18 protein-coding genes and 1 pseudogene are annotated in these 25,589 nt (G+C 66.6%); 12 read left to right on the top strand and 7 right to left on the bottom strand.

Annotation, left to right across the window (positions count from 1 at the left end):
• Positions 1-38 precede the first annotated feature (38 nt).
• From ACQY9P_RS13875 to ACQY9P_RS13885, 3 genes are all read left to right on the top strand, one after another.
• A complete protein-coding gene (locus ACQY9P_RS13875) occupies positions 39-692 on the top strand; it encodes an OmpW/AlkL family protein (protein WP_421738696.1) in 654 nt (217 codons plus the stop codon).
• Positions 693-753: 61 nt separating this feature from the next.
• Positions 754-1,254: a YkgJ family cysteine cluster protein gene (locus ACQY9P_RS13880; RefSeq protein ID WP_421738695.1), complete on the top strand. Its 501-nt coding sequence runs from the start codon at positions 754-756 to the stop codon at positions 1,252-1,254.
• 76 nt (positions 1,255-1,330) lie between these two features.
• Positions 1,331-2,263 carry a CPBP family intramembrane glutamic endopeptidase gene (locus tag ACQY9P_RS13885; RefSeq protein ID WP_421738694.1) on the top strand — a complete coding sequence of 311 codons (933 nt, stop codon included), beginning with the start codon at positions 1,331-1,333 and terminating at the stop codon, positions 2,261-2,263.
• Here the strand turns inward: ACQY9P_RS13885 and ACQY9P_RS13890 are convergent.
• Positions 2,260-2,829 (bottom strand): hypothetical protein, encoded by a 570-nt coding sequence (locus ACQY9P_RS13890; RefSeq protein WP_421738693.1) that lies wholly within the window; start codon positions 2,827-2,829, stop codon positions 2,260-2,262. The two genes, ACQY9P_RS13885 and ACQY9P_RS13890, sit on opposite strands and share 4 nt — an antisense overlap.
• A 145-nt stretch (positions 2,830-2,974) precedes the next feature.
• Between ACQY9P_RS13890 and ACQY9P_RS13895 the strand changes: the two genes are divergently transcribed.
• The 6 genes from ACQY9P_RS13895 (at position 2,975) to ACQY9P_RS13920 (ending at position 9,323) form a co-directional block, all read left to right on the top strand.
• Positions 2,975-4,090, top strand: a complete 1,116-nt coding sequence (locus tag ACQY9P_RS13895; RefSeq protein WP_421738692.1) for an acyl-CoA dehydrogenase family protein — start codon at positions 2,975-2,977, stop codon at positions 4,088-4,090.
• A 13-nt stretch (positions 4,091-4,103) separates the two neighbouring features.
• Positions 4,104-5,327 (top strand): acyl-CoA dehydrogenase family protein, encoded by a 1,224-nt coding sequence (locus ACQY9P_RS13900; RefSeq protein ID WP_421738691.1) that lies wholly within the window; start codon positions 4,104-4,106, stop codon positions 5,325-5,327.
• Between the two features lie 213 nt (positions 5,328-5,540).
• A complete protein-coding gene (locus ACQY9P_RS13905) occupies positions 5,541-7,052 on the top strand; it encodes a tetratricopeptide repeat protein (protein ID WP_421738690.1) in 1,512 nt (503 codons plus the stop codon).
• Complete coding sequence (locus tag ACQY9P_RS13910) at positions 7,049-8,563, top strand: hypothetical protein (protein ID WP_421738689.1); 1,515 nt, start codon at positions 7,049-7,051, stop codon at positions 8,561-8,563. Before ACQY9P_RS13905 ends, ACQY9P_RS13910 begins: the two co-directional genes overlap by 4 nt.
• Entirely contained in the window at positions 8,560-9,174 is a 615-nt protein-coding gene (locus ACQY9P_RS13915) for a hypothetical protein (RefSeq protein ID WP_421738688.1), read from the top strand. The genes ACQY9P_RS13910 and ACQY9P_RS13915 overlap by 4 nt, the downstream gene beginning before the upstream one ends.
• Positions 9,168-9,323 carry a hypothetical protein gene (locus tag ACQY9P_RS13920; protein WP_421738687.1) on the top strand — a complete coding sequence of 52 codons (156 nt, stop codon included), beginning with the start codon at positions 9,168-9,170 and terminating at the stop codon, positions 9,321-9,323. Before ACQY9P_RS13915 ends, ACQY9P_RS13920 begins: the two co-directional genes overlap by 7 nt.
• Positions 9,324-9,332: 9 nt before the next feature.
• Here the strand turns inward: ACQY9P_RS13920 and ACQY9P_RS13925 are convergent.
• Both ACQY9P_RS13925 and ACQY9P_RS13930 read right to left on the bottom strand, forming a co-directional pair.
• Positions 9,333-10,935, bottom strand: a pseudogene (locus tag ACQY9P_RS13925) (amidase).
• Between the two features lie 12 nt (positions 10,936-10,947).
• Positions 10,948-11,730: a thioesterase family protein gene (locus ACQY9P_RS13930; RefSeq protein ID WP_421738686.1), complete on the bottom strand. Its 783-nt coding sequence runs from the start codon at positions 11,728-11,730 to the stop codon at positions 10,948-10,950.
• 139 nt (positions 11,731-11,869) lie between these two features.
• On the opposite strand from ACQY9P_RS13930, the gene ACQY9P_RS13935 reads away from it, so the two are divergent.
• Positions 11,870-12,739: a DMT family transporter gene (locus tag ACQY9P_RS13935; RefSeq protein ID WP_421738685.1), complete on the top strand. Its 870-nt coding sequence runs from the start codon at positions 11,870-11,872 to the stop codon at positions 12,737-12,739.
• A gap of 26 nt (positions 12,740-12,765) precedes the next feature.
• Here the strand turns inward: ACQY9P_RS13935 and ACQY9P_RS13940 are convergent, their stop codons facing one another.
• The 4 genes from ACQY9P_RS13940 to ACQY9P_RS13955 form a co-directional block, all read right to left on the bottom strand.
• Positions 12,766-12,969: a hypothetical protein gene (locus ACQY9P_RS13940; RefSeq protein ID WP_421738684.1), complete on the bottom strand. Its 204-nt coding sequence runs from the start codon at positions 12,967-12,969 to the stop codon at positions 12,766-12,768.
• Between the two features lie 137 nt (positions 12,970-13,106).
• The gene (locus ACQY9P_RS13945; protein WP_421738683.1) at positions 13,107-15,323 is read right to left on the bottom strand and encodes a DPP IV N-terminal domain-containing protein; all 2,217 of its coding nucleotides are present in this window, start codon (positions 15,321-15,323) and stop codon (positions 13,107-13,109) included.
• Between the two features lie 63 nt (positions 15,324-15,386).
• On the bottom strand, positions 15,387-16,499 hold the full coding sequence (locus tag ACQY9P_RS13950; RefSeq protein ID WP_421738682.1) for an alkaline phosphatase D family protein: 1,113 nt from the start codon (positions 16,497-16,499) through the stop codon (positions 15,387-15,389).
• 86 nt (positions 16,500-16,585) lie between these two features.
• Positions 16,586-18,883, bottom strand: coding sequence for a TonB-dependent receptor (locus ACQY9P_RS13955; RefSeq protein ID WP_421738681.1), 2,298 nt, complete (start codon positions 18,881-18,883; stop codon positions 16,586-16,588).
• A gap of 256 nt (positions 18,884-19,139) precedes the next feature.
• Here ACQY9P_RS13955 and ettA point away from each other — a divergent pair, with 256 nt between their 5' ends.
• Both ettA and ACQY9P_RS13965 read left to right on the top strand, forming a co-directional pair.
• Positions 19,140-20,807, top strand: a complete 1,668-nt coding sequence (gene ettA, locus ACQY9P_RS13960) for an energy-dependent translational throttle protein EttA (RefSeq protein WP_421738680.1) — start codon at positions 19,140-19,142, stop codon at positions 20,805-20,807.
• Positions 20,808-20,941: 134 nt separating this feature from the next.
• Positions 20,942-25,429 carry a hypothetical protein gene (locus ACQY9P_RS13965; RefSeq protein ID WP_421738679.1) on the top strand — a complete coding sequence of 1,496 codons (4,488 nt, stop codon included), beginning with the start codon at positions 20,942-20,944 and terminating at the stop codon, positions 25,427-25,429.
• Positions 25,430-25,589 lie beyond the last annotated feature (160 nt).

The following is a 25,589-nucleotide window of genomic DNA, read 5'->3' on the forward strand; positions in this document are numbered from 1 at the left end:
CCCCCAATGCAGCGTCCATTCGAAAGAAGGGGATAAAAATGACCATCGCTACCCGCCTCGCCCTGACCTGCGCCGCCAGCCTGCTGGCCGTTTCCGCCGCCCAAGCTCAGGAGGCTGTTAAGCCGAAGGCCAAGGGTGACCTGGTTCTCAATGTCCGCGTTACCGACGTGGCCCCCGACGCTGGCAATTCCATCGTTACCGCCGCCGGCGCGGCCACTGGCCTGAAGGCCGACGTTAATGACGACATCAAGCCGACCATCGGCCTGACCTATTTCCTGACCGACAAGGTCGCCGTCGAAGTGATCGCCGGCACCACCCAGCACACGGTCAAGGCCGTCGGCCCGGGCACGGACGTCGTCGTCCACAAGACCTGGGTGCTGCCGCCGGTCGTTTCGGTGCAGTACCATCCGTTCCCGGCCGCCAAGTTCAGCCCCTATGTCGGCGCGGGCCTGAACTACATGCTGTTCTACAGCGACAAGGATCTGAACGGCTTCAAGGTGAAACTGGACAACGGCTTCGGCTACGCCCTGCAGGTCGGCGCCGACATTCCTCTGAACGCTCGCTACAACATCAATATCGACGTCAAGAAGGTCTGGTTCGAGACCGACGCCAAGATCAATGGCGGAACGCTCAAGTCCAAGGTCAACCTTGACCCGGTCGTCGCGTCCGTCGGACTCGGCTACCGCTTCTAGAGACCCGCTTGCATGTCCCCGACCGCGGACTAAACCTGCGACGAACGCGGGCGGGGACGGCATGGCTGAGCGGGAATGCGGCGAATGCGGCCAGTGCTGCAAGCTGATCGGCGTGCGCGAGCTTGAGAAGGCTCCGCACGTCTGGTGCCGTTACTACAAGCGCGGCAAGGGCTGTGAAGTCTATGAAAGCCGCCCGCAAGGCTGTGCGCAGTTCGCCTGCGACTGGCTTCTGGATGTCCGGCTGGACGACGCCTGGCGGCCCGATCGCAGCGGATTTGTCCTGCACGCCGGCGAAGGCGGCAGGGTCATCAATGTCGAACTGGACCCCGCCCAGCCCATGGCTTGGCGGCGCGCGCCGTTCGAGACGGTGCTTCGCGGCTGGGCCAGGGATGGCGCGGCCGAGGGCATGGAGGTTCTGATCTGGGTCGGGCGCCGGTGCTGGCGGCTGGATCCCCGTGGCGGCGAGATCAGTCTGGGTCCGGTCCGACCGGAGATCGACTTCCCAGCCCATGGCCGAGGGCGTCGTCCCGGGTCCGGGCGCGACTGGCCGCCCAAGGCCTGACCCGGACCGTTACGGCGCTTGATGCCAATGCGTGTTCCGCCCCAGACTGGGCTGTCTTTGGGGGGATTTGCTGATCATGACCGGATCATCCATCGCGACGTCGGCGCAAGGCCTCGACGTCGGCGCGCGGCGTTTCCTGCATCCCGGACCGCTGCGCTGGCTGCGCGCGAGCGCCTGGATGGTCCTGATGTTCGTCGCCTTCACGCTGGTCTATGCGGGCGCCGGCGTCTTCGCCACGCCGATGTTCAAGAGCGGCGGCGACCTGCCGGGCGTCCTCAAGGTGACCGCGGTCTGCATCGCGGGGTTGGCGCTGTACGCCGGCGTCGTGCGGCTGGCCGAGGGTCGGTGGCCGAGCGAACTGGCTCTGAAGCAGGCTCCGCTCGAGCTGCTGACCGGCCTGGCGATCGGCGCGGTGATGCTGACGGCGGTGGTCGCCGGGCTCTACCTGTTGGGCGTGTACGACATCAGCGGTCCCCGGGCCTCGTCGCCGTGGGGCACGATCGGCATGGCGGTGGAATCCGGCGTGATGGAAGAGCTGATAACCCGGGCGATCATCCTGCGCCTCCTGATGCGGGCCTTTGGCGTCTGGCCGGCCCTGGTCCTGTCGGCCGCCCTGTTCGGGGCGCTGCACCTGTCCAACCCCAACGCCACGGTCGTCGCGGCGACGGCCATCGCTGTCGAGGCCGGCCTGATGCTGGCGGCGTTCTATCTGCTGACCGGGCGGCTGTGGGTGTCGATCGGCGTCCACGCGGCCTGGAATTTCACCCAGGGATGGGTCTGGGGCGCGGCTGTCTCGGGCATCGCCGTCAAGGAAAGTCTGTTTGTCAGCCATCCCAAGCCGGGCGCGCCAGAATTTCTCAGCGGCGGCGCCTTCGGGCCGGAGGCGTCGCTGCCCGCCATGGTCGTCGGCACGGGCGTGGCGATCGTGGTGCTGTACTGGGCCTGGAAGCGCGGCAACTTCCGCGCTCAACCGGATCCGATCGTGGCGGCCGAACCGCAGGAAAGCTAGTCCGAAACCTGGGTCGAGGTCGCGGTGTCGGCGGCGGCCGGGACCTCCTGCAGGAAGCGCTCTATGGCCGAGGCCTGCTGCGCCAGGGCGGTCAGGGCGGGCGGTGCGTCTTCCGGGTGGTCGGCGACCAGTTCCAGGATCTGACGGGCGAGGGCGTACAGGCGCGGGGCGCTGGAGATCAGTCTGGCCTGGTACTCAATCTTGCGCGGGTCGCGATCATATTCCGCGCCGGGGGTGCGCCAGCCGCCCCAGTCATTGGGATCGGTGACCACCACGGGATAGGTGCCAGGGAGGGGGTGGTGCGCGCAGTCGCTTTCCTGCTGCCATTTGTTGCGGGCCCGCAGCACCCGCCAGTTGGCCACCATGCCCGCGCCCACGGCGTCGACCTTGTCCTCGGGCTTGAGCTCATGGGCCAGGAATTCGCGGCCCAGGCCGACGTCATAGGTGACGCGCACGGGCTCATCGAAGCCCTTGGCCCAGATCGGCACGATTCGCTCGATCGTCGCCCAGGCGCCGACGCTTTCGACCCAAACCTTCTGGTTGCGTTGATAGACAGTCTTGGCCATGGCCCCGTGGACGCGACGTGAACTTAACGAGGCCCATAAGAACCTGAAATCCTTGACGCCGGGTCAATCTTTCCCTGGAGCGCAAGGTCGGTCAGGGTGATCCATGAGGCGCGCCGTCACAGAGCGCGGCCCAGGGAGGCGACCTGTGGATTTCGACTTTTCCGACGACCAGAAGTTCCTGAAGGACGAGGCGCGCAAGTTTCTCGATGGGCGCTGCGGCCCCGCTGTCGTGCGCGGCGTCCTGGATGACGCCAGCCGCTCGTTCGACCAGGACCTGTGGGCCGCTGTAGCCGAGCAGGGCTGGCTGGGCGCCTGCATCCCCGAGGAGTTCAACGGCCTGGGCCTTGGCCGGGTCGAGCTGTGCGCTATCGCCGAGGAGCTGGGCCGCGCCGTCGCGCCGATCCCGTTCGCCTCGACGGTCTATTTCCTGGCCGAGGGCGTCATGCTTGCGGGCAGCGAGGCCCAGAAGGCCGCCGTCCTGCCGCGCATCGCCGCCGGCGAGCTGATCGGTTGCCTGGCGACCTCGGAAGGTCCGGGCGTGGTCAACGCTTCGAACCTGGCCTGCCGGGTCGAGGGCGGCAAGCTGACGGGCGTCAAGATCCCGGTCACCGACGGCGACGTGGCCGATATGGCCCTGGTTCTGGCCAGCGAGGGCGGCAAGCCCGGCCTGTTCCTGGTCGACCTGAAGGCCAAGGGCGTGGCGCGCGAAACCCTGAAGAGCCTGGACCCCACGCGCGGCGTGGCCAAGCTGACCTTCGACGGCGTCACCGCCGAGCGGGTGGGCGAGGCGGGCGCGGGCCTGGACTTGGTGCAGGCGATCATGGACCGCGCCGCGGTGCTGCTCGCCTTCGAACAGCTGGGCGGTTCCGACAAGTGCCTTGAGATGGCCAAGGAATACGCCCTGGGCCGCTATGCCTTCGGCCGCGTCATCGCCGGCTATCAGGCCATCAAGCACAAGCTGGCCGACATGTACGTCAAGAACGAGGTCGCCCGCTCCAACGCCTATTACGGCGCCTGGGCCCTGAACGTGGACGCGCCGGAGCTGCCGATCGCCGCCTCGGCCGCCCGCATCGCGGCGTCCGACGCCTACTGGTTCGCCAGCAAGGAAAGCATCCAGGTCCATGGCGGCATGGGCTTCACCTGGGATGTCGACTGTCACCTCTATTACCGGCGCTCGCGCCAGCTCAGCCTCGTGGCCGGCGCGCCGCGGGTCTGGAAAGAGCGACTGGTCAGCCAGCTCGAACAAAAGAACGCGGCGTAAGGGAGAGACGATCATGGATTTCAACGATTCACCCGAAGAAGCCGCCTATCGCGAGAAGGCCCGCGCCTGGCTGGCCGAGAACGCCGCCGCGCACCGCGCTCAGTTTGGCGAGCTCAAGCCCAACACCGACCAGCACATGGTCGCCGCCAAGGCCTGGCAGGCCCGCAAGGCCAGCGCGGGCTATGCCTGCATCACCTGGCCGGCCGCCATCGGCGGCGGCGGCGGCACGCCGATCCAGTCGGTGATCTTCGGCCAGGAAGAGACCAAGGCCGGGCTCAGCTACGGCTACTTCACCATCGGCCTGGGCATGTGCGTGCCCACCGTGATGGCCTTCTCCAACACCGAGACCAAGCAGCGCTTCGTCAGCCCCGCCGTGAAGGGCGAGGAAATCTGGTGCCAGCTGTTCTCGGAGCCGGCCGGCGGCTCCGACGTCGCGGCCCTGCGCACCCGCGCCGTCAAGGACGGCGACGAGTGGGTGATCAACGGCCAGAAGGTCTGGACCACCGGCGCGCACTATTGCGATTACGGCATCCTGCTGACCCGGACCGATCCCGACGTGCCCAAGCACAAGGGTCTGACCATGTTCTGGATCGACATGAAGGACGCCGCCGTCGAGTGCCGGCCGATCCACCAGATGTCGGGCGGCCGCGAGTTCAACGAGGTCTATTTCACAGACCTGCGCGTCAAGGACAGCCAACGTCTTGGCGAAGTGGGCGAGGGCTGGAAGGTGGCCCTGGTCACCCTGATGAACGAGCGCCTCGCGGTCGGCGGCTCGTCGGGCCCCAACTATCGCGAGATCATGGGTCTGGCCCGTCAGCTGACCGGCGCCACCGGCCCTGCGCTGAAGGACAACGCCTTCCGCGAGAAGCTGGCCGACTGGTACGTGCAGTCGGAAGGCCTGAAGTTCACCCGCTTCCGGACCATGACCGCCCTGTCGCGCGGCCAGACGCCTGGACCGGAAAGCTCGATCGGCAAGATCATCGCCGCCAACCAGATGCAGGAGCTGGCCAATACCGCTGTCGAGATGGAGGACCAGTACGGCATCCTCGTCGATCCCGACCAGGCCCCGGCCGAGGCGGCGTTCCAGCAAAGCCTGATGTGGGCTCCTGGTCTGCGCATCGCCGGCGGCACCGACGAGATCCTCAAGAACATCATCGCCGAACGGGTCCTGGGTCTGCCCGGCGACGTGCGGGTCGACAAGGATGTGGCCTTCAAGGACATGCCGACCGGTCGCTGAACACCATCATCCTGTCATGAAACCAGGGCGTCGGTCGGTGGGCCGGCGCCCTTTTTCGTGTGTCAGGCGAGTAAGTCTGGCCGGCCGATTTTGCCGTCTTTCTGATGTCGCCAAACGGGAGTCGCCCAACACGGGTGCATGAACTTGACACTGCCAGGAGCGCGGCACATGAGTTCTTCTGAGATATGGTTAACGGCGTGCTGAGGGGGAGTGATGCACGAAACCAGCGACGCTGTTTCGCGCCTGTTAGAGCTCCAAAGTCGCCTGTTTCGGGCGGTTTCGGCGCGGCGCTATCTGCTGCGCCGGGCGCCGCTGGGCGCGATCGTCGCGGCGGTGGTGATTCCCCTCGTCGGCTGTGACACCGGTCCGAACCTGTGGTTCCAGAAACGCTCCAGCGCCTGTCCGCGCCCGCAGGCCGCCCAGGGCGTGTCCGGGCAGTTCAACCAGCAGCAACAGGAAATCAGGGCGCTTCGCCAGGGCGGCTTCCGCGGCGACTTCTTCGCCCAGCTGGAGCTGGCGCGCCGCTACGAAGGTCAGCGCTCGGTCGACAAGAACCTGGAGGACCCGGTCGAGGCGGCGGTCTGGTACGCCATGGCCCTGTCCAACGCCGGTGGCTACGCCCCGATCGCGGCCTACGAGCGTCGCGGCAAGGGCGAGAGCAAGGCGCTGTCACGGTTCGACGACTGCCGGGCCTTCGAACGCCGCAGCGCCTATGGCGCGCTGGACCGCCTGCTGTCGCGGATGTCGACAGAAGAGCGCGAAAGCGTCCGCAATCGGGTGATCTACATCCTGTCCAGCCAGGGGGCCGACGGCTTCCGGGTGCTGGCGCGGATGCATGACGGCTTCTTCGGCCCCTATGGCGAGCCGTCCGACAATCTTCAGGCCATCGAGGCCTATGGCAAGCCCAGCCAGCCCGGCGCGCCGGCCGCGCTGGATCTGTTCCGTCGCAATGACGTCGACGCCTATCTCTACAACTATCTGGCCGTTCAGACGGGCGACGTCTCGGCCTATGTGATGCTGAAGGACTTCGAGCGGTCCTCGCCGCAGCGCGCGTCGTATGGCGGCTTTGTCGAGACCAAGGCCAAGCGCTGGATCCCGCCCTACGAATTCTATCCGCCCGAGTCCCCGGAATCCGGCGTTCCCCATTCCGACGAGTCCGATCAGTCCGGCGAGGCGCGGGAAGCCGCCCAGGCGCGGCTGTCCGAACTGCCTTTCGTCCATATCGGCGAGGCCCTGGCCTATCTGCGCGTGATCCCGGCGCCGCTGCTGGACGAGAAACTTCTCTCCACCAACGACGCCCAGACCTTCCAGGCGATGATTGGCCGGCCAGCCACGGGGCGGCTGTCGCCGATCGAGAAGGTGCGCGCAGTCGAGTACGCCGCCGTCAACGGCTCGTCGAAGGCGCAGCTGGTGCTAGCGGTCATGTACTCCGAAGGCGTCGGCGTGCCGCGCGACTACGCCCGCGCCTATCACTGGTACGAAGAGGCGGAACGCCAGGGCTCGGCCGAGGCCAAGTACGCCATGTCGACCTTCTTCTCGCTGGGCCTGCAGGGCGTGGCCGACCAGGATCGCGCCAAGGCGGTGGTCTATCAGCTGGACGGCGCCCTGGCCGGCTTCAAGCCTTCGGTCTGGCGGCTGCAGCAACTGCTGGCCCAGGTCTCCAGGCCGCCCCGTCCCGCCGCGGATCGCGGCGGACGGCCCTATATCGAAAGGGACTATCGATGAGCCGCCTGAGCCGCCTCCTGGCCATTCTGGCCGTGCTGTCGCTCGGCCTCGTCTCGGCGCCGCAGATGGCCCTGGCCTCGCCGGACGCCAAGATCGACCAGCAGATCCGTCCGTGCTTCGGTCTGCTGCTCGAGCCGAACCTGTCGCGAGGCTGCAAGGTCCGTTACGCCAAGCCCAAGCCCTGCGCCCGGGGCTATTATCGGGTGCGGGGACGCTGCGTGGCCAATAACGGCTATGGCCCTGGCGGCGGTCGCTATGTGCCGCGCGAGATCAATTGCGACTACGCCTATCCGGGCCAGGTCAACGACACCCTGGCTCGCCTGTATGACGGCGACGTCCTGACCCTGACCTCCACCCAGGGCGGCGCCTGCGTCGAGTCGCTGAACATCACCCAGTCGGTGACCATCGTCGTTCGCGGCTACTCGCCGTCGCTGAACCGTCCGATCCTGGTGGCTCCGTCGGGCCAGCCCTGTATCAGGATCGCGCCGGGCGTTTCCTATGTGGTGCTGCAAGGCCTGGGCATCGAAGCCCTGCGCGCCGGCCAGGCCTCGTGCATCATCGGCCGGGCCACCGAGCTGGCGCTGAAGGGCGTGACCGTCCGCTATGACGGCGAAGGCTCGGCGCTCGACATCACCGACAGCCGGGTCGAGCTGGCCGATACGGTCTTCATCGGCCGCACCCGGCAACCCGTCGTGCGGGCGACGGGCGAGATCATGGCCTCCAATGTCGAGGTGGCCGCCACCGCGATCGGCGCGGCGTTCGAGACCTCGGGCGACAGCCGCATGAAGGATATCCGCGTCAGTCGCCTGGGCGACTGGACCGGATCGGGCCGGACGCGCAATTCGGCCGGCTTCGTGATCTCCGGCATGAACCGCCAGCAGCTGGTTCAGGTCGACGGCCTGTATGTCGATGGCTTCTCGCGCGGCGTCTATATCTCTGGCGGCGATGAGACCACGCTGCTGCGGCCGGTGGTTCGCGACAGCGACTGGGCCGTGACGCTCGAGGACTCCAACCTGCGCGTGCTCGACGGTCAGCTCGAGGCGGTCGATGTGGGGCTCTATGTCGACTCCGGAACCCTCTATGCGGCCGACAACAAGATCGTCGGCGTCATGCGCGCCGGGCTCTATGCCGAAAAGGGCGCCCAGATCCGGGCTCGCGACAATCGCGTCTTCGCCCGCCCCGGCGGCTGTCAGGCGCTGGTGACCGGCTTCTTCGACGGCGCCCTGACCTGCCAGCCGTGGTTCGAGGCTCCGGAGATCTTCCGCACGCCGCGCGACCAGGCCCGTCTGGATTTCGACTCCTACTGGCCCGCGCCGTCGCTCCTGCCGGCCGGCGCGACTGGCGACGCGCCGACCAGTCTGCCGCCGGCGCCGCAGGGCGCTTCGCTGGAGTCGCCGCAGACCCATTACCGTCTGCCCAACGCCTCGAACGGCTCCGGCGGCGGGCCGGCGATCTACACCTCCAAGCCTGCGCTGGCGGGCGCCCCCAAAGCTGAAGGAGCTCCCAAATGAGCAAGCTCGTTAGCGGTCTGGTCGCGCTCCTGATGGCTTCGACCTCGCTGGCCGCCGCACAGGCTCAAGGTCCGGCCGGGCGCGGTCCCGGCGGCGGCGGTCGCGGCGCGCCCTGCGGGGCTCCGCTGTCAGGCGAGGCGCCCGACATCATGACCTATGACCGCTCGACCGGCACCCAGGTGTTCGTCGGCGGGCGCGGTGACACCGAGGTTTCGGCCTTCAACGCCCAGACCGGATCTGCGGCGGCGTTGCGCGGCGACCTCAGCAAGCCGGGCCTGGTCTCGTCGTGCGCGGTCGATGGCTTCACCCGCGACTCGTATGGCGTCAACTCCGACGGCCCCGGCCAGCTCAGTGTCAGCGGCCGTGACGGTCGCGGCGAACGCTGGGCCTTCACGCGGGCCGACGGCAAGGTCGAGGTCTGGGATCCGTCGGGTGACAACCGCTGCTTCAAGTCGGGCCTGGGCATCTTCACGCCCAACGGCGGCCTCGGTCTGGCCGTGGCGGCCCCGCCCGGCTCGGTCGGAATCGGCCTCGCCGCTGGCCAGCGCTTTGGCGGCGTGGGCGTCGGCGCCAACCGCAACTTCGCCGGCGTGGGTCTCGTCGGATGCTGAGGACGGCGGTGATCGTGGCCCTGACGGCGCTGGCCCTGAGCGCCTGCGCCCCGTCGCGCCCGCCAGGCCCCCCGGCGCCCTATGCGCCGTCGGCGGGACGGGTCACCCCGCCGCCGCCGCCGATCGAGGCGATCCGGCCCCGAGTCTGAGCCCCGAATCTAGGGCGCGATCGTCGCCCGGAAGGTCGGCGGCTTGCGCTTCATCGTCGCCTGCTCGTAGGCATAGCCCAGGTTCAGGAGCGTCTTTTCGCTCCAGGCCGGGCCGATGAACGACAGGCCCACCGGCATGCCCGTCACATCGCCCATCGGCACGGTCAGGTGCGGATAGCCGGCCACGGCGGGCAGGGTGGTGGATGAGCCGCCATAGTTGTCGCCGTTCAGCGGATCGATGGTCCAGGCAGGGCCGGTGGTCGGAGCGACAATGGCGATCGCGCCAGTGTCCTTCAGGATCTTGTCGATGCCTTCGGGGCCGGCCAGTCGCTTGGAGTCGGCCAGGGCCTTGATGTAGTCGGGGTCGTCATAGCCCTTGGTCTTCTCGGCCTTTTCAAAGCTCTCCTGACCGAACCATTCGAACTCCTTCGGGGTCGCCGTGTTGAAGGCGATCAGGTCGGCCAGCGTGCGGCTGGGGACCTTCTTCGGATCGGTGGAAGCCAAATAGGCGGCCAGATCCACCTTCAACTCGGTATAGAGCACCACGCCCTCGGCCTTGCCGATCGGGCCTTCGTCGAAGTCCTTGACTTCGACCAGGGTCGCACCCTGAGCTTTCAGGTCCTTCAGCGCCTGCTCGAATACCGCGTCGGTCTTGGACGAATAGCCGGTGTAGAACCGCGCCACGGCTAGGGTCACGCCTTTCAGCGCATCCTTGCTCAGGCCCTTGGCGTAGTCGGTCTTGCGGGCGTCGGCGTCCTTGGTCGCGACGTCGGCGGGGTCGGAGCCGGCGATGGCGGTCAGGATTTTCGCGGCGTCCTCGACCGTGGTGGTCATCGGGCCCGCCGTGTCCTGGCTGTGGCTGATCGGCACGATGTGGGTGCGCGAGACCAGGCCGACCGTGGGCTTGAGGCCGACCAGGCCGTTGATCGCCGCCGGGCAGGTGATCGAGCCGTCGGTCTCTGTGCCGATCGCCGCCCAGGCCAGACCCGCCGCCACGGCCGCGCCCGAGCCGCTGGACGAGCCGCAGGCGCTGCGGTCCAGGGCATAGGGATTGCGCACCGTGCCGCCCATGGCGCTCCAGCCGCTGATCGAGTGGCTGGACCGGATATTGGCCCATTCCGACAGGTTGGCCTTGCCCAGGATCACGACGCCGGCGTCGGTCAGGCCCTTGACCAGCGGCGCGTCGCGGCCGGTGATGTTGTCCTTCAGCGCCAGCGAGCCGGCCGTGGTGGCGGTGCCGTCGGCGCTCTCGATATTGTCCTTCAGCAGCATCGGCAGGCCGTGCAGCGGCCCGCGCACCTTGCCGGCCTTGCGCTCGGCGTCCAGCGCCCTGGCGTCGGCCAGGGCGTGGGGATTGAGGGCGATGACCGCGTGCAGGACGGGGTTCCTGTCCTTGATCACGGCCAAGTAGCCCTTGGTCGCCTCTTCGGCGGACCCGGGCGCGTTCTGGGCGAAAGCCGAGGTCGAGAGCAGGGCGGCGAGAGCCGCTCCGGCAAGGCAGGCGGTCTTGGTCATCTGGTGTTCCCCCGAAGGACCGCGACTCTTAACGGGGCGGTCGGACGGGGCAGACAATGAGGTCAAAAATCCGCAACCGCCAAGCCTGTTTGAGCATGATCGTGCGCGGCTAGACAAACACCGCCACGTTTTGCCTCGCCAGGATCAGCGGCTGGCCGTCAGCACCCCACAACAGCATCTCCTGGGTCGAATAGCCCTCGGCGATGGTCTCCGAACGGCTGCGCAACAGGCGCCAGCCTTCGTCGTCTTCGGCGGGCAGGTCCACCACATCGAGCGACCAGGTCATGGTCGAGATCGGACCGAAACGCGGGAACAGGGTCATGGCCGGCGGCGGCGGGGTATCGGCCAGGGCGATCAGGGCGGCCAGCGAACGCGCCGCCGGATCGCGATGCCGGATCCACAGCAGGTATTCGGGCGGTTGGCCCGACAGTGGCCGCGCGCCCCCCGCCATCCGCACTTCGAACTGCCCGCCGAAGCCGGGACCGCCGCCTTGCGGAAAGAACAGCTCGCAGTCGGCGGCCGGCGCCACGACGGGGCAAGGGACCTGACTGTAGCTGACCTCTGACTCCCGCGCCGCGCCGAAGGTCAAGACGCCATGTGTCGCCGGACCCTGCTCGCCGACCAGGTCCACGCTCATGAACAGGGTCGACTTGCCGCGTCGCAGGATCCTGGTCTCGATCGAGAGTTCGCCGGCGGCCGGTCCCACGAAGGCGAACTGGCCCGAGCGCAGGGGCGGGGCGTCGGGGACGGCCTTCAGCGCCGCTTCCAGACACAGCGCTGCCGACAGGCCGCCATAGGTGGTGCGGCCCTGCTTCCAGTCGTCGGTGACGTGGACGGTGTGGCCGGTTTCGGTGGCGGTGATGCCGGCGATCAGGTCGGTATAGGTGGTCAAGCGAAACTCCGTGATGGGTCTGAAGTTCGTTTTCTTTCGCTACGGAAGTCAAGTCTTGCAGACGGGTTTGCGTCAGCCGATGTCAGCAGGGTCTCGCGCCGGGGTGGCGCGGGCGAGCCGGATGGTTCAGGAAGCGCCCATGAACCGCCTCGCCTTCCTCGCCCTGGCCGCCGCCGGGATTCTCTGGGGCATGGGCTTCCCGCTCGGGAAGCTGGTGCTGCAAGAGACCGACGCCGCCCACATGGTGCTGCTGCGCTTCGCCGTGGCGGCGGTGGTCTCTCTGCCGTTCGCGCTGAAGAGCCACGCGCGCGTGCTGTTTCGCTCGCCGGTCATCCTGCTCAGCGGCGCGCTTTATGGCGTGGCGTTCCTGGTGCAGTTCGAGGGGCTGGCCCATGTCAGCGTCACCCTGGCGGCGCTGCTGGTCGGCGCCATGCCGGCCCTGATCGCCATTTCGGCGAGGCTGCTGGGCGAGTCCGTCAACCGCGTCACCTGGGTTGGCGTCGCGGCCGCCACCCTGGGCGCGGCCCTGATCGCCGGCAAACCCGACGGCGCCGGCTCGCCCCTCGGCGTGGCTCTGTCCCTGGGCGCGCTGCTGATCTTCCTGGCCTGGATCGTGGTCATGCGCCGCGCGCCCAAGGTGGACGACGGCATGGCCGTGCCCGCCGTGACGGTGATCATCGCCGCCGTCACCATCCTGCCGATCGCCCTGGTCATGCACGGCCCGCCGAAGCTGGATCTGAGCCCGGTGACGTGGACGGCGATCCTGGCCCAGGGCGCGCTGTCGACCCTGTTCGCCACCGCCGCCTGGCAGTACGGCCTCGCGCGCGTGGGCAGCGCCAGCGCCGGGGTGTTCATCAATATCGAGCCGATGATGGGCGCGGTGCTGGGTGTGATGCTGTTTGGCGACCACCTGACGGCGGCGCTGATCATCGGCGGGCTGATGATCTTGGCCGGCAGTTTCGCGGTGGTGCTGGGCGAGAAGAGCGACGCGACGCCCGCGCCGATCTGATCGGCCGCGGGGCCTGCGCTCGCGACCTAGTGCAGCGTTCCGGCGGGAAGTATCCAAGACGAAAAGTTCAGCGCCTGACGTGTATCAGCGGCTTCTTCCAGCGCCAGTTCTTCCAGAGTGACAACGGCCAGCAGCCAGTCCTCAAGATCGGAGGCCGAGGCGCTTCCCTCTTCCAGGGCGGTCTTCACGACGTCGATCATCCATTCGACGGTTTCGATAGAGGTCTTCATGACCGCGCTGTCCTCACAAGCCGTGCTCAGGACAATAGAGACGGCTTCGCCGGTTGGCCCTGTGACACAGAGCCCCAAGGCGGCGCATTTTGTCGCGGGGTCCGCGCGCGAGGTTAACCCCGCGCGCGGAATGGAGCCTACTGGCCCTTCAGCTTGCGATCAAAGAATCCCAGGTGGGTCTTGAGAACATGCTGGCCCTTGGTCTTGCTGCCGGGCGCACTGTGGCGTTCGCCGGGATAGAGCATCATCTCGAACGGGATCGTCTTCTTCTGCAGGGCCGCGATCAGGCGGGTGCTGTTTTCGAAGATCACGTTGTCGTCGGCCATGCCGTGCAGCAGCAGCAGGCTGCCGGGCTTGAGCTTGTCCAGGCGATTGAGGATGTCGGAGCGGGCGTAGCCGTCCTTGTTCTGCGCCGGCGTGCCCATGTAGCGCTCGGTATAGGCGGTGTCGTAGAGACCCCATTCGGTGGGCGGCGCGCCGGCGGCGCCGGCCTTGAACGGCGTGTTGTCGGCCGTCAGCAGCATCAGGGTCATGAAGCCGCCGTACGACCAGCCCATCACGCCCAGCTTGTCGGCGTCCACATAGGGCAGGGTCTTCAGGTAGTTGGCGCCGACCAGCTGGTCGTCGACCTCCACCGTACCCAGGCGACGGTCCAGGGCCCGCATGAACTTGGCCGAGCGATTGCCGCTGCCGCGGTTGTCCAGCCGGAAGATGACGTAGCCGGCTTCCAGATAGGTGCGCTCCGAGGCGCTCTGCCAGGTCTTCTTGACCTGCTGGGCATGGGGGCCGCCATAGACCGCGACGATGGCCGGGTACTTCTTGCTGGGGTCGAAGCCCTGGGGCTTGAGGATTTCGTAGTACAGCGTCTCGCCGTCCGCCGCCTTTAGCGAGCCGTATTCCGGAACCGGCAGGGTCGCGGCGTAGGGCCAGTAGGGGTGACCCTCGGCCAGCCTGTTTTCCTCGATCCAGCGCACGCGCTTGCCGTCGGGGGCGTAGAGCGCCGTTTGCGGCGGGGTCTTGGGATCGTTGTAGGAGCCGGCGAAGGCGCCGCCGGTCTCGGCCACCTTGGCCGTCCACCAGCCGCCGGCCGAGGTCAAAGCCTTGGGCTTGCCCGGCTTGGCGTAGCTGACCTCATAGATGCGCCGTTCCAGCGGCGTGTCCATCGAGGCGGCGAAGATCGCCACATTGCGGGCTTCGTCGACGCCTTCCAGGGCCGAGACCGGCCAGTCGCCCTTGGTGATCTGGGCGATCAGCTTGCCGTCGGCGGCGTGGCGATAGAGGTGGCGGTTGCCGTCCTTTTCGGAAGACCACAGGAACGAGCCGTCGTTCAGCGGACGGAAGTCGTCGCTGATCTCGATGTAGTGGGCGTCGGTGTCGGTCAGGATCGTCTTGCCCAGGCCGGTGGCGGCGTCGAAGGCGATCAGGTCCAGGGTCTTCTGGTCGCGCGACAGGCGCTGGACATAGACGGTCTTGCCGTCGGCCGACCAGTCGACGCGGGCGACATAGATGTCCTTGTTGGCGCCGAGGTCCAGCTGCACGGCCTTGCCGGTGGCCAGGTCCTGCACGAACAGGTCGACCACGGCGTTGGGGCGGCCGGCGCGGGGATAGCGCTGCAGCACCACGGTGGCGCCGCCCGGGCCGATATCGGCGCGCGGCACGATGTCGACGCCGCTCTCATCCACGCGGGTGTAGACGATGCGGCTTTCGTTGGGCGACCACCAGTAGCCGGTGAAGCGGTCCAGCTCTTCCTGGGCGATGAACTCGGACGTGCCGAACGACAGGGCGTCCTTGCCGTCGGTGGTCAGGGCCTTCTCGGCGCCGCCGATGATCGGCTTGATGTAGAGGTTCTGGTCGCGGACATAGCTGACGAAGCCGCCCTTGGGCGAGACCTTGGCGTCGACCTCGTCGCCTGGGGTTTCGGTCAGGCGGCTGACCTTGCCGTCGGCGACGCTGTCCAGATAGAGGTCGCCGTCCAAGGGAACCAGGATGAAGCGGCCCTGGCTGTCCCAGCTGTATTCGACGATGCCGCGCGATGAGACGCGGGCCCGTTCGCGGCGGGCCTTTTCGGCTTCAGACAGCTCCTTGGCGCCCGAGGACAGGGCCGCCGAGTCGATCAGGCGATAGGGCTCGCCGCCCTTGACGTCCGCCGCCCACAGGTCCTGGACGTTGGCGGCCTCGGCCTTGCTCTTCAGATAGGTGACCCGCTTGCCGTCCGGCGACAGGGCCACGCCCTTGGCCGTCGGGCCGTTCAGGCTGGGGTCGGCGAAGATCCGTTCCGGGGTCAGCTTTTCCGCCAGGACCGGGGTGGAGAGGGCGAGGCACGTCGCGAGGACGGTGAGCGAGGGCTTGATCATGGCGCGGGACGCTATGCGGGAGCGTGGCGATTGTCAGCAGGGAAAAGTTTGATGGGCAGGCGATCAGCCGACCCTCAGCCCCGCCGTATCCACCACCTGCGAAATCTTCACCGCGCCCTTTTCGTCGTGGATCTTCAAGGTCACCACCGGCGCGGCCCCGCTCCAGTCGATCTCGATCAGGCCGAAGTTGCGCTCGCGCAGCACCGACGACACCCGCAGCGCGTTGGGAGGCGTGACCGGCCAGACCTCGGTCAGGCCCGAGGAGGTGACATCCCAGATCGGGTAAGGGACGTTGAGGTCCTGGCGCGAGACCTCGGCATAGTGGGTGTCGCCGCTGATGCAGATCAGGCGCTCGGCCTTCTGGCGGCGGATGGCGTCGAACAGGCGCTGATGATCGCGCGCATAGTTGATCCAGCTTTCCCAGCCGGCGAAGTCGGCCAGCACCTGCAGGCTGGAGCCGAAGATGCGCAGGTCGGCGGGCTGGGCCAGCTGGCGCTCCAGCCACGCCCACTGGGGCTCGCCGATCATGGTGGCGTCAAGATCGGGGATGCGATCATAGGGGCCGGGTGTCAACTGGCCGGTCAGGCCCTTGGCGGTGGCCCAGGCCTTGTAGCCGCCGGGAAAGGACTTCTCGACCAGCGGTGTGCGGTTCCAGCGCAGGTCGGGCAGGATGATCTGCACGCGCCGGCCGTCGGGCCCGAAGACATAGGCCGCATAGACGCCGTCACGGGTGCGGCGAACGGAGTCGGCGGGCTCTCCCCAGAAGTCGCAGAACTGCCTGCGGCTCTCGGCCTTCATCGGATAGTCGGCTCCGGCGTCGTTTTCACCGAAGTCATGATCGTCCCAGATGGCGACGATGGGCGTGGTCTCGCGCAGGCGCCTGAAGCCGGGCTTGGCGGCCAGGGTGGCGTATTTGGCGGCCATCACCTTCGGATCGCGGGTGTCGGCATAGATATTGTCGCCCAGGAAGACGAACAGGTCGGGTCTGGTCGCCAGGATCGCGTCCCAGATCGGCTGATCCTTGGACTGGTTGGCGCAGGATCCGAAGGCGATGCGGGTCAGGGTCTTGTCGAGAGCCGGATGGGGCGCGTCGAGGGTCGCGGCGCGCGCGCCGGGCGCAACGGCCAAGGCGGCGGCCGACAGGCCCAGGGCGGCGCGGCGGTTCAGATCGGTCACTCGGTGTTTCCTCGTCTTTGCGCGAACTTGAACGACAAAGGGCCGGGAGTCTCCTCCCGGCCCCAGGCTTGGCGATGGTGAAAGGCCTAGAACGCCTTCTTCACCGAGATGAAGAACTGACGCGGCGGGGCGGTCAGCACCGTCTGGGCCGTACCTGACGCATCGTTGGCGGCAAAGCCGCCCGAGCCGATGGTCGAGATGTAGTCCTTGTCGGTCAGGTTGGTGATGTTGGCCTGAACTTCCAGGCCCTTGGTCCAGGCGTTGTCGTCACCGAAGCGATAGCCGAGGGTCAGGTCCGCGACCGTGGTCGAGGGGGCCAGGCCGCCGATGTTCTCGTAGGTGTAGTAGCGCTCACCGGTATAGGCGACGCCCAGCTTGCCGAAGAAGCCGGCCTGGTCGAACGAGATCTCGCCCTTGAAGATGTTCTTGGGCGTGTTGACGACCGTCTTGTCCTTGGTGTGAACGCTGATCGCGCCCGCGCCGTTGATGACGTCGTCCTGGTAGGTGGAGTCATTGTAGGTGTAGGCGCCGTAGACCGACCAGGCGTCGGTCAGCTTGTAGGTGCCGGCCAGTTCCAGACCCTTGGTTTCCACCGAACCGACGTTCGACAGCACGGCGGGCAGGCCCAGGATCGGGGCGGCCGTGCTGGCGGCCAGCAGGCGGTTGTCGAAGGCCACGTGATAGACGGCCGCGACGCCCTGGAAGCGCTCGTTGCGATAGCGGGCGCCGAACTCGATGGTCTTGGAGCTTTCCGGTTCCAGCGTCTTGGCGATGTAGTTGACCGCCGCCTGGTTCTGCGAGCCGAACGGACCGGCCGTGGCCGCCGAGACGTAGGCGCCCATGTTTTCGGTGTAGCCGCCGAACACTTCCACGTCGGGCGTGGCTTTGTAGACGAAGCCGACCTGCGGCAGGAAGCTGTCCTTGCTCTCGATCGTGCCGGCCAACGGCGAGCCGACCACGGTCTTGACGCTGTTCTCGACCTTGATCGCCTTGAAGCCGAAATTGACCTTCAGGGCGTCATTGATCGTCCAGGCGTCGGCGAGGTAGCCCGTCGTGGTCTTGGTCTCGAAGCTGTACTGCCATTGCGTGAAGAACGGGTTGGACTGGAAGTCCAGCGGATCACGCGTCGGAGCGGCGGCGGTCTCGGCGTAGTAGCGGCGCGCCTGGTTGAAGTCGTTCTTCTCGGTCCAGAAGCCGGTGGTGACTTCATGGGCGCCCAGGTCGATGGTCAGGCCGCCGATCAGGCCCTTGCGGTCGATGTCGTATTCGGTGGTGCGGATCGACAGCGGGGCGGCGGTCGAGCCGGCCGTGCCGTAGCCGGGGCTGGCGACATAGGGCGTGTACCACAGGCCCTGGCCTTCATTGGTGTGGCCGTAGGCGGTGGCGTTCAGCTTGACCTTGTCGGTGACCGGCAGGTTCAGGGTCGCGCCGTAGAGGTTGTCGTCGCGGATGCCGGCGCCGGCATAGTAGGCGTCGTCGACGGTGGCGAACGGGGCGGGCAGGGCGGTTCCGGCCTGATAGGCCTTGGCGGCGGCGACGGCCAGGGCCCAGTTGGGCTGGGTGTTGTCCCAGTTGCGGCCCAGGCGCTTGATCATCTCGAACGACAGGTCCTGATAGTCCTGCTCGCGGCGTTCAGAGCGGCTGTAGAAGGCCGTCAGGTCGCCTTCGCCCAGGGGCAGAACGGCCTTGATGTCGTACTGGCGCTGCTTCTGCTCGCCGCCGCCCTTCCACTTGTCGGTCTTCTGGTCGGCGATCGAGGCGTAGGCGCGAAGACCGCCGAAGCTGGCGATGGCGCCGGTGTCGATGCGGCCAAACACCCGGTACATGCTGTCCGAGCCGGCGGTGACATTGGTCTGGGCGCCGAAGGTTTCCGACGGAGCGCGCGAGAAGAACTGCAGCGTGCCGCCCAGGTTCGACGTCGAGGCCACGCCCAGCGCGCCGGCGCCTTGGGCCAGTTCCACGCGGCCGATGTTCTCGGCGGCGATGGCGCGGCTGATGTGCAGGCCGTTGTGGTTGCCGTAGCTCATGTCGCCCAGCGGCACGCCGTCCAGGGTGAAGCCCAGCTGGTTCTGGTTGAAGCCGCGGATCGAGATCCGGGTCGACCACTCGTAGGCGCCGAAGGCGTCGGCCGACTGGAAGGTGACGCCCGGCAGCTTGTCGATGGCCTTCAGCGGGCTGGTGCCGGCGGCTTCCAGCGCGATGGCGTCGTCCTTCAGCGTCTGGACCTGACGGCTCTGGCCCTGACCGATAACCAGGACCGCATCGACCTCGGTGGTGGCGGCTTCGGCGGGCGTCGCGGTGGCGGCGGTCTCGGCGGCGAAGGCGGGCGCGGCGGCCAGGACAAGCGCGATGGAGGCGGCGCTCAGCAGCAGATGTTTTTTCATGATCTATCCCCAGTCCAGCGCGCGAAGCGGCGCTGTTGCGGCCCGGGTAACAGTGCTCCGCGACGAGGCGGCGACGGTTCTGTGTCGGCTATCCGACGGTCCTGAGACGGATTGGTGAAGGTCCTCTTCCGTCGCGCAGCCCGTCCTGGTGGGGATGAACGGAGGAGAGCGGTCCGCCGACATTGCGCAAACCGCCCCCGAGGGCTATTTCAGCGCCCGTCCTCCCCCGAACTTTGACAGCGAGACCGACGCCCCCATGGCCCAGCAATATATTTTCCAGATGCAAGGCCTGACCAAGGCGTTCCCGGGCGGCAAGAAGATCTTCGAGAACATCTGGCTGTCGTTCTATTCCGACGCCAAGATCGGCGTGGTGGGCGTCAACGGTTCGGGTAAGTCGACCCTGCTGAAGATCATGGCCGGCCTGGATGACCAGTTCTCGGGCGAGGCCAAGGCCGCCGAGGGCATCCGCCGGGGCTACCTGCCGCAGGAGCCGGTGCTTGACCCCACCAAGGACGTCTGGGGCAATGTCATCGCCGACTGCGAGGACAAGAAGATCTTCGACCGTTACAACGAGGCGGCCAACCAGCTCGGCGAGGAATATTCCGACGAGCTGATGGAGGAGATGACCAAGCTCCAGGAGATCATCGACGCCCGCGACCTGTGGGACATCGACTCCAAGGTCGAGATGGCCATCGACGCCCTGCGCTGCCCCCCCAACGACGCCAATATCGAAGCCCTGTCGGGCGGTGAAAAGCGCCGCATCGCCCTGGCGCGCCTGCTGCTCAGCAAGCCCGACATCATGCTGCTGGACGAACCCACCAACCACCTGGACGCCGAGTCGGTGGCCTGGCTGCAGCACCACCTGGAAAACTTCCCGGGCTGCGTCATCCTGGTGACCCACGATCGTTACTTCCTGGATCAGGTCACCAAGTGGACGCTGGAGCTCGATCGTGGCAAGGGCATCCCCTACGAGGGCAACTATTCCGGCTGGCTGGAGCAGAAGACCAAGCGCGTCGTGCAGGAGCAGTCGGAATCCGACAGCCGTCAACGCGCGCTGACCCGCGAGCTTGAGTGGGTCCGCTCCTCGCCCAAGGCCCGTCAGTCCAAGTCCAAGGCCCGCCTGGCGAGCTACGAGGAAATGGTCGCCGCGCAGGAAAACGCCCGGGCCGCCCAGACCCAGGCCCACATCCAGATCCCGCCCGGCCCGCGCCTGGGCAATCTGGTGCTGGAAGTCGAAGGCCTGGAAAAGGAATATGGCGACAAGGTCCTGTTCAAGGACCTGTCGTTCCGCCTGCCGCCGAACGGCATCGTCGGCGTCATCGGCCCCAACGGCGCCGGCAAGTCGACGCTGTTCAAGCTGATCACCGGCCGCGAACAGCCCGACCAGGGCACGGTCAAGGTCGGCGAGACCGTCAAGCTGTCCTACGTCGACCAGAGCCGCGACGCGCTCGATCCCAACAAGACCATCTGGGAAGAAGTGTCGGGCGGCACCGACATCATGATCGTCGGCAAGCGCGAGATTAACTCCCGCGCCTATGTCGGCAGCTTCAACTTCAAGGGCGCCGACCAGCAGAAGAAGGTCGGCCTGCTGTCGGGCGGTGAGCGCAACCGCGTCCACCTGGCCAAGACCCTGGCCACCGGCGGCAACCTGCTGCTGCTCGACGAACCGACCAACGACCTGGACATCGAAACCCTGCAGGCCCTGGAAGAGGCGCTCGAAGAGTTCGCCGGCTGCGCCGTGGTCATCTCCCACGATCGCTGGTTCCTTGACCGTCTGGCCACCCACATCCTGGCCTTCGAGGGCGACAGCCACGTCGAATGGTTCGAAGGCAACTTCGAGATGTACGAAGAAGACAAGAAGCGCCGCCTGGGCGCCGACAGCCTGATTCCCAAGCGCATCAAGTTCCAGAAGTTCGCGCGGTAGGCGGGTATTCAGCCCTGGACATCGAAGGCCGCGGGGTGACCTGCGGCCTTTTTGTTGCGTGACGCATGACGTCACGATGGCGCCGTTGACGCCTCTCAACCATTCCCCCTAGGTTGCACTCAAGCCTTAAGGTTGTGAGTTTTTTCGGCGCGCATCACGCGTCCAGTGTGGGAGTTCGCGTCGTGTCTGTATTTGCAGATCCCAAGGCCGTTCAAGTCATCACGAACGGCGCGTTGCGGGATGTGGCTTCCAGCGCCAGCGGCGCGACGATCTATGTTTCCAACAACGAGGGTTGGGTCACCGGATTCAATGCGGCGACAGGCGATGTCGCGGGTCGCTGGAAGGTCGGTGTGAATCTGTCCGGCATGGATGTCTCGCCGGACGGCCGTTACCTGATCGTCGGCGAGGCGCAGCCCACCAACGGCGTAGCCGTGATCCATCGCCTGGATCTGACGACCGGTGAGGTGAAGGACTTCTCGACCAATGTCGGCCCTTCGGACAGTGGCTTCTACGACGTGGCCTGGGGTAAGGACGGCACGGTCCTTGTCACCCAATATTACTACCTCACCCAGGGCGCGTTGTGGGCGCTGAACACCACGACGGGGCAGTTCGCGAAGGTCGGCGGCGACATCAGTCAGGGCGGCGTTCTGTCGGTCTCGGAGGACCGAAGCAAGATTATCTATGGGTCGGACAGCGCCCAAGGCGGATCGCTCTACGTCTACGACGTCGCGACGAAGGCCACGACGACGATCCCTAACAACACGACCTACTACAATACCGGTTTCCAGGCGGTCTCGAGCGCCGGTCAGATGGTAGTCCAGGCCTTGTATGGCGCCGTCCGGATCTATGACTTCAGCAACAAACTGATTACCGACCTGACGGCGCTCCATCCGGAGATCAAGTTTGTCACGGCCGGGGTAGAGTTCAGCGCCGACGGCTCGAAGCTGTTTGTGCTCGACACGCAGAACGATCGTATTCTGCAGATGTCGACAAAAGACTGGGCGGTCGAGCGCTCGATCCGTGTCGGCGGCGACGTCGGGGACAACTATGTCGGCTACGGCGCCTATGGCGACCGCCTGACCCTTTCGGCGGACGGTCACTACCTCGTGGTGTTCTCTGGCTCGACGGTGACGTCCGTCAATGTGGATCTCGCCTGGGATCCAGGCACGGACAAATCCGACGTCTTGACCGGAGACGCAGGCGCCAACGTCATCTACGGTTTCGCCGGTGACGATGTCATCGACGGCGGGGCGGGGAACGACAGCCTTTACGGCGATGCGGGGAACGACACCCTGATCGGCGGCCTTGGCGACGACTACCTGGACGGCGGCGACGGGATCGACACCGTCGACTACAGCGACGCGACCGGCGCTATCAACGTCGTGTTGGACTACTACAGTCAGAACGCGGGCCCCATGGGGCGCGACTCGTTGATCTCGATCGAGAACCTCAAGGGATCGGCCTTCGCCGACTACGTCCTCGGCACGGAGGGCGCCAACGTCATCGCTGGCGGAGGCGGTAATGATACGATCAACGGCCGCGGCGGTGATGACGTCCTGCGCGGCGAGGCAGGCGACGACCTGATCAACGGCGGAGCGGGGAACGACGTCATCGACGGCGGAGACGGTGTCGACGTCGTCTACTACGACGACGAACGGGGCGTCATGGTCGACCTGAGCAAGAGTGGGATCGCCCAGAACACCCGAGGTGCGGGCCTCGACACGCTGACCGGCATCGAAGGCGTCAAGGGTTCGGGCTATCGCGATGTCCTGATCGGCAATGACGGAGCCAACACTTTCGAGGGACGCGGCGGTGACGACCTGATCGACGGCGGCGGGGGCAATGACACCGCGATCTATGCGGGGGCGTCGACTGACTATTCCTGGACACGCAGCGCCAATGGCGCGTGGATCGTCCGAGACCTGCGCGTCAATGGCGGCGAGGGTGTCGATACGCTGCTGAACATTGAGGCCCTGCAATTCAAGGACAGGAGCGTCGCGCTTTCGCCCTCCAGCGCCAGCGTCGGTGTCCGTGATCTTCTCGGCGACAAGCCGGCTCAGCTGATCGCGTCCGGCGCATTCACCGACGCGATCGTCAGCCTTGATGGCAAGACGATCATCGCCACGACGGGCCAAGGCGAGGTCGTGACGTTCGATCTCGTCAGCGGTGACCTGAAGGGCCGCTGGAAGGTCGGCACTTATCTGGGCAGCATGGATGTGACGTCCGACGCCCGCTACGTGTTCGTCACGGAAAACGACCTTCCCAATACGTCGACGGATTCCAGCCTCTTCACAGGCACGGCCAAGCTCCACCGGCTGGATCTGACGACTGGCGCGGTCACGGATTTCACGATGGCGGTTTCCGGGGCGAGCCGCGGGTTCAGCGATGTGGCGGTGGGATCGGACGGAACGATCATCCTGACCCAGAACGCCATTTCCGGGAAAACGCCGCTTTGGTTCCTCAATAGCGCGACCGGCCAGTTTACGGCGTCGGGCGCGCACCAGCCTGCGGGTGTGCTGACCGCGTCCCCGGAGCGGTCGAAGATCATGTACGTCCCGCAGAACGACCCGGACGACCCGATCACGCTCTATGACGTCGCATCCAAGACGCTGACCAGCCCGGCGTTCGCAAGCTTCTTCATCTACGGCAAGCAGGCGATTTCGACGACCGGCAACATGATGGCGACATCGGCGTCGGCCCAACTGGTCGTCTTCGATCTGAGCGGGAAGGTCCTCGCCAACGTCACCGCGTACCACCCCGAGTTGCGCAATTACATCGCGGGTGTGGCTTTCAGCACGGACGGGTCGAAGCTCTTCATCCTTGAGACGCAGTACAACCGCGTTCTTCAACTATCGACCACGGACTGGTCGATTGAGAAAGGCTACAGCCTAGGCGCCGACGTGGGGTGGCTCAATGTCGGGGAAGGCGGGGCGATCGGCGGAGATCGGCTGACGACGTCGTCGGATGGTCGCCACCTGGTGATCGTGACGGGATCGACGGTGACCGCGGTCGATCTGCAGGCCAACTGGTTCTCGGGCTCGGATAAGCCCGATATCGTCACGGGCGACGCCAACGCCAACACCATCTTCGGCTTCGCGGGCAACGATGTGATCGATGGCGGGGCGGGCGATGACATCCTCTATGGCGATGATCGGCTGATCGGCGGCCCCGGCGACGACACGTTCTATGGTGGCGCTGGATTGGACACGGTCGACTACAGCACGGCCGCGGGCGCTGTGACGGTCGACCTTACGAACTATTACTCGCGCCAAGACACCAAGGGAGCGGGCTTCGATATCTTCTATCACGACGTCGAGAACCTGATCGGCTCGGCGTACAACGACACGCTTCGGGGCGGCTACTACGCCAACACGCTGAATGGCGGGGCCGGCGACGACGCGATCTTCGGGGGGAGCGGCAGCGACACGCTGATCGGCGGCGCGGGTGACGACTTCCTGAACGGCGAGGCGGACGACGACAGCTATGACGGCGGGGCCGGTTTCGACACGGTGACCTACGAGAACGCGTCCTCGGGCGTCACGGTCGACCTCACCAAGACTGGGCCGCAGAACACGCGCGGCGGCGGCGTCGAGACGCTGGCCAACATCGAGGCGCTGAAGGGCTCGGCCTATGCCGACGCCCTGACCGGCGACGGCGCGGCCAACACGCTGGAAGGCGGGGCGGGAGCCGACACCCTTTCGGGTGGGGGCGGCGACGATCTGCTGATCGGCGGTGCGGGCGACGACACCATGGATGGCGGGGCGGGCACGGACACGGTGCGTTACTACGGGTGGGCCAACGACTATTCGGTGGTCAATAACGCCGATGGTTCAGTGACCGTGACGGACCTGCGCGGCGGTTCGCCCGACGGAACCGATCGACTGGTTGGCGTCGAAAAGATGATTTTCCGCCCCGAGCCGACAGTGTCCGAGCTAACCGCCGAGCTGTCCTTCATCCTGCGGATACCGACCTACGACACCAAGCTCAGCGCCCTCGCCACTAGCGTGGCGGACCAGTGGTCCACTGGAAAGCTCGGCTTGGACCAAGTCACCGCTGAAATCATCAAGACCGCCGGCGCCACGACCTCTGTCGCCACCCTCGCCTACGAGTTCTTCACGGGAAAGATTCCTGGCCGGGCCGGGATCGACTATCTGGTCTCACCCACCGGACCCAACCCCAACAACCTCAACAGCGCCTACTATCAGACCTTCAATCTCGAAAACCGCTACATCAATTTCGCGGTCAATCTGGGCAAGCTGGGCGAGGGCAAGGACGCGTTCGCGGCCAAGTATGGCGCGATGAGCCTCTTCGATGCGACGCGGGAAGCCTACAAGACCATCTTCGGCGCGGCGCCGACCGACGCCAAGATTCATGCGCTGATCGATGGGCGCGCCGACTATTTCGCCTATTACGGCGGCGATGGCGCCAACGGGCAGGGGACCAAGGCGGCGATGGTGGGGTGGCTTCTCGCCGAGGCCGAAAAGGCTGACCTTGGCGTCATGGTGAGGTCCAACGACGCCTGGCTCACGGACCTCGCCGACGGCTCCGCGCCCTTCGCGATCGATATCCTCGATCCCGCCAAGGGCTACTACAAGGCCGACTTCGTATTCGGCGGGACCTGATCGAGGGCCGGGACGGCGTCGGCCGCCCCGGCGACGGCTTACGTTGGGGCAGGCGGCGGCGCGGATGGGCTGGACCTGTCTGAACGGGCGACGCCAGCCGCAAGGCGTTCGACGGGGTCGCGCCGCCTTTTGACGTGGCTTGCCGGTGGCGTCGCGCCGC

The sequence above is a fragment of the Caulobacter sp. genome (assembly GCF_965279145.1).
Classification (GTDB): domain Bacteria; phylum Pseudomonadota; class Alphaproteobacteria; order Caulobacterales; family Caulobacteraceae; genus Caulobacter.

What these genes read in the sequence shown, in the direction of transcription:
- ACQY9P_RS13875 (WP_421738696.1), top strand. Translation starts at nt 39, where the DNA reads ATGACCATCGCTACCCGCCTCGCCCTGACCTGCGCCGCCAGCCTGCTG.
- ACQY9P_RS13945 (WP_421738683.1), bottom strand. Translation starts at nt 15,323, where the DNA reads ATGATCAAGCCCTCGCTCACCGTCCTCGCGACGTGCCTCGCCCTCTCC.
- ACQY9P_RS13955 (WP_421738681.1), bottom strand. Translation starts at nt 18,883, where the DNA reads ATGAAAAAACATCTGCTGCTGAGCGCCGCCTCCATCGCGCTTGTCCTG.
- ACQY9P_RS13920 (WP_421738687.1), top strand. Translation starts at nt 9,168, where the DNA reads ATGCTGAGGACGGCGGTGATCGTGGCCCTGACGGCGCTGGCCCTGAGC.
- ACQY9P_RS13915 (WP_421738688.1), top strand. Translation starts at nt 8,560, where the DNA reads ATGAGCAAGCTCGTTAGCGGTCTGGTCGCGCTCCTGATGGCTTCGACC.
- ACQY9P_RS13940 (WP_421738684.1), bottom strand. Translation starts at nt 12,969, where the DNA reads ATGAAGACCTCTATCGAAACCGTCGAATGGATGATCGACGTCGTGAAG.
- ACQY9P_RS13890 (WP_421738693.1), bottom strand. Translation starts at nt 2,829, where the DNA reads ATGGCCAAGACTGTCTATCAACGCAACCAGAAGGTTTGGGTCGAAAGC.
- ettA (WP_421738680.1), top strand. Translation starts at nt 19,140, where the DNA reads ATGGCCCAGCAATATATTTTCCAGATGCAAGGCCTGACCAAGGCGTTC.
- ACQY9P_RS13905 (WP_421738690.1), top strand. Translation starts at nt 5,541, where the DNA reads ATGCACGAAACCAGCGACGCTGTTTCGCGCCTGTTAGAGCTCCAAAGT.
- ACQY9P_RS13935 (WP_421738685.1), top strand. Translation starts at nt 11,870, where the DNA reads ATGAACCGCCTCGCCTTCCTCGCCCTGGCCGCCGCCGGGATTCTCTGG.
- ACQY9P_RS13885 (WP_421738694.1), top strand. Translation starts at nt 1,331, where the DNA reads ATGACCGGATCATCCATCGCGACGTCGGCGCAAGGCCTCGACGTCGGC.
- ACQY9P_RS13900 (WP_421738691.1), top strand. Translation starts at nt 4,104, where the DNA reads ATGGATTTCAACGATTCACCCGAAGAAGCCGCCTATCGCGAGAAGGCC.
- ACQY9P_RS13910 (WP_421738689.1), top strand. Translation starts at nt 7,049, where the DNA reads ATGAGCCGCCTGAGCCGCCTCCTGGCCATTCTGGCCGTGCTGTCGCTC.
- ACQY9P_RS13880 (WP_421738695.1), top strand. Translation starts at nt 754, where the DNA reads ATGGCTGAGCGGGAATGCGGCGAATGCGGCCAGTGCTGCAAGCTGATC.